Source organism: Pseudomonas sp. P5_B2 (genome assembly GCF_056400445.1).
In genome coordinates this window covers 1-2,910 of the sequence record NZ_JBFULH010000523.1, presented here as the reverse complement: position 1 = coordinate 2,910, position 2,910 = coordinate 1, and the positions used below count along the sequence as shown (strand labels likewise).

At 57.7% G+C, this 2,910-nt stretch carries 4 protein-coding genes and 1 pseudogene; 3 read left to right on the top strand and 2 right to left on the bottom strand.

The window, feature by feature from the left end:
• Nucleotides 1–339: aldehyde dehydrogenase family protein (locus tag AC1DRJ_RS23370; protein ID WP_477804237.1), on the top strand; the 339-nt coding region annotated here is incomplete at its 5' end.
• 44 nt (nt 340–383) lie between these two features.
• On the opposite strand, the gene AC1DRJ_RS23365 is transcribed toward AC1DRJ_RS23370, so the two are convergent.
• On the bottom strand, nt 384–755 hold the full coding sequence (locus AC1DRJ_RS23365; RefSeq protein ID WP_477804236.1) for a nuclear transport factor 2 family protein: 372 nt from the start codon (nt 753–755) through the stop codon (nt 384–386).
• 129 nt (nt 756–884) lie between these two features.
• On the opposite strand from AC1DRJ_RS23365, the gene AC1DRJ_RS23360 reads away from it, so the two are divergent.
• Nucleotides 885–1,556: a glutathione S-transferase family protein gene (locus tag AC1DRJ_RS23360; protein ID WP_477804235.1), complete on the top strand. Its 672-nt coding sequence runs from the start codon at nt 885–887 to the stop codon at nt 1,554–1,556.
• Here the strand turns inward: AC1DRJ_RS23360 and AC1DRJ_RS23355 are convergent.
• The gene (locus AC1DRJ_RS23355) at nt 1,553–2,497 is read right to left on the bottom strand and encodes an aldo/keto reductase (protein ID WP_477804234.1); all 945 of its coding nucleotides are present in this window, start codon (nt 2,495–2,497) and stop codon (nt 1,553–1,555) included. The genes AC1DRJ_RS23360 and AC1DRJ_RS23355 overlap by 4 nt on opposite strands.
• Before the next feature lie 99 nt (nt 2,498–2,596).
• Here AC1DRJ_RS23355 and AC1DRJ_RS23350 point away from each other — a divergent pair.
• Nucleotides 2,597–2,910, top strand: a pseudogene (locus tag AC1DRJ_RS23350) (hypothetical protein); the annotation flags it as partial.

Below are 2,910 nucleotides of genomic sequence, written 5' to 3'. Positions count from 1 at the left end.
GTGTTTACCGATGTCACCGATCAGATGACCTCGTTCAAACAGGAATTGTTTGGCCCGGTCGCGTCGATCATCACGGCGCGGGATGCTGCGCATGCACTGGCGCTGGCCAATGACAGTGAGTTCGGCCTGGCTGCAACCATTTACTCAGGCAATGTCGCGCTCGCCCAACAGATGGCCGGCGAACTGGAAACCGGTGGTGTGTTCATCAATGGCTACTGCGCGTCCGATCCGCGCGTGACCTTCGGCGGCGTGAAGAAAAGCGGTTTTGGCCGTGAGCTGTCGCACTTCGGGGTCCGCGAGTTCTGCAATGCGCAAACCGTGTGGCTGGACCGCCGCTAAGCGAAAAACGCTGCCTGGGAGTCGTTGGCTCCCAGGCAGCAGTTTTACTCGTGGAAGAAGTAGAGTTTGTTAACGATCATCCAGCGCTCGTTGATTTTCAGTAATGACAAATAATCCGTGAAGCGCATGCCAACGTAGTCGTCCATCACTTTGACGGCAGCGGCATCGCCGGTGATATCGACGCTGATTGTTTCCCAGAACGGTTTGACCTCTTTGGGCGCCGGCCCTTCGGCCTTGATTGCGCTGATAAACTCATCCAGCGATAACCATTCCAGCTCGCGATGGTAGTGACCAATGATGCGACAAGCGGGATGAAATGCATGCCGCAGCAGCACTTCATCGGCGAACACCATCCCTTCTACATAATTGCGAATGACAACGCTGATGTGCTCCCTGTCCAGCGAATGAACAGCCATGACATACCTCCAGCTTTATCGTCCTCACACTGCAGGTGAGGGCTCAACCTCAAAAGTCTAGCACCGCCATTCGGACCGTCGCGGACGGCGACTATGCTGAGGGAGGCCACTTCATTGGAGGAGCTGAACATGTCACTGACGCTTTATTACCATCCACTGTCGTCGTACTGCCACAAAGTGCTCATCGCGCTCTATGAGCACGGGGTCGACTTCGAAAAACGGATCATTGATCTGGGCAATGCTGAAGAGAAAGCAGAGTTGCAGGCGCTATGGCCAATCGGCAAATTCCCGGTCTTCCGCGATCACACGGCTCAGTTCGATGTGGCGGAATCCACGATCATCATTGAGTACCTGGATCACTATTTTGCCGGGCAAAACCGCTTGATTCCGGGGAATTGGGACACTGCGTTAGAGGTCCGTCTGTGGGACCGGATCTGCGACAACTATCTTCAGACCCCACTGCAACACATTGTCCTGGATCGCATCATCACTGCAAACGGCAATCTGACCCAACAGCGCTCCACACTCCAGACCGTCTACGGCATGCTCGACCGTCAACTGGTGAATGGCACCTGGCTGGCCAGCGACGAGTTCAGCCTGGCCGATTGCGCCGCTGCCCCGGCACTTTTCTATGCCAGTACGCTGGAGCAGATTCCTGAGGAGCAGGTCCACTTGAACGCTTATTTCGAACAACTGATGAACAGGCCGTCGGTACAACAGGTGATCGACGAAGCCAGGCCTTACTTCCCGCTCTATCCGTTTGCGCAAGACATCCCGCAACGGTTTTACCCGCGCACCTAACGCACGATATCGATCAACTGTTCGCGCTGCGCCCCCGTGAGCATAGGCCCAAAACCGGCGCCGGCATTGTCCGCCATGTAACGCGGATTGCCGGTGCCAGGGATCACGCAGGTCACCGCCGAATGGGACAACAGGAACTTCAACGCCAGTTGCGCCCAACTGTTGACCCCCACTTGCGCGGCCCAGCCTGGCAGAGGCTTGCCCTTCAATCGTGCGAGCAAACCACCGCCACCGAAGGGCCGGTTGCAGATCACCGCCACGCCGCGCTCGCGACACAGCGGCAAGATGCGTTTCTCGACACCGCGATCGTCCAGGGCATAGTTGATCTGCAAAAAATCCAACGGTTCGGCCTTGAGCAGCGCTTCCACTTCGTCGTAGGCCGACGCCGTGTAATGCGTGATACCGATGTAGCGAATGCGCCCTTGTTCCTTCCATTGGCGCAACGTCGGCAAATGGGTTTTCCAGTCCAGCAGGTTATGGATCTGCATCAGGTCGATGCGATCGGTTTGCAGCAAGCGAAAGGACTGCTCCATCTGCGCGATGCCCTCCTCGCGACCGCTGGTCCAGACCTTGGTGGCGAGAAAAGCCGGGGAGCGTGGCTCGTGAATCGACAGCAACTCACCGGTCGTCTGTTCGGCGCGGCCATACATCGGCGAGCTGTCGATGACCGTCCCGCCCTTCTTGAACAAGGCGCTGAGAACCTCCGGCAATTGTTTGTAGGCGGGGCTGGAAGGCTCGACATCGAAGCCGCGATACGTGCCCAACCCGACGATGGGCAATGGCTCGGCGCTGGATGGAATGGCGCGGGTCAGCATGGTCTTGCCTCCTGTTTCCGTCGACGGCGCAGAGGTTGCAAACGCCCGATCGAAGGTGAAAACCGCCGAAGCACCGGCAGCCAGCGTGAGTAGTTGTCGACGCGTGTATCCGTCAGTGTGGCTCATCGTATCTGCCTGTGTGGCCCAACCCGGCGTGCCTCGCTAGCGTTGAACTAAACTCTGGCACTGATGACGTGTTAGCGGTCCTCAACTCCAGAGCCTTCCATGTCGCCCACTAAAGTTAGTCGAATGTTCAGAACCCTGGCGTTTTCCATCGTCATCATTGCCGCGTTGTACCTGGCGCTGTGTGCGGCGTTGTTCGTGTTTCAGCGCGCCTTGATCTACTTCCCGCAACCCAATGCCGTCGATACACCCGCTTCGCTTCTGACGCTGACTGTCGAGGACGCACAGGTGCAGGTGTCTATCCGGCCGCATGATGGCCCGAACGCGCTGATCTACTTTGGTGGCAACGCCGAGGATGTGTCTGGCAACCTGGCCGCGTTTTCGCAGGCGTTTCCCGAGCATGCGCTGTACTTGAT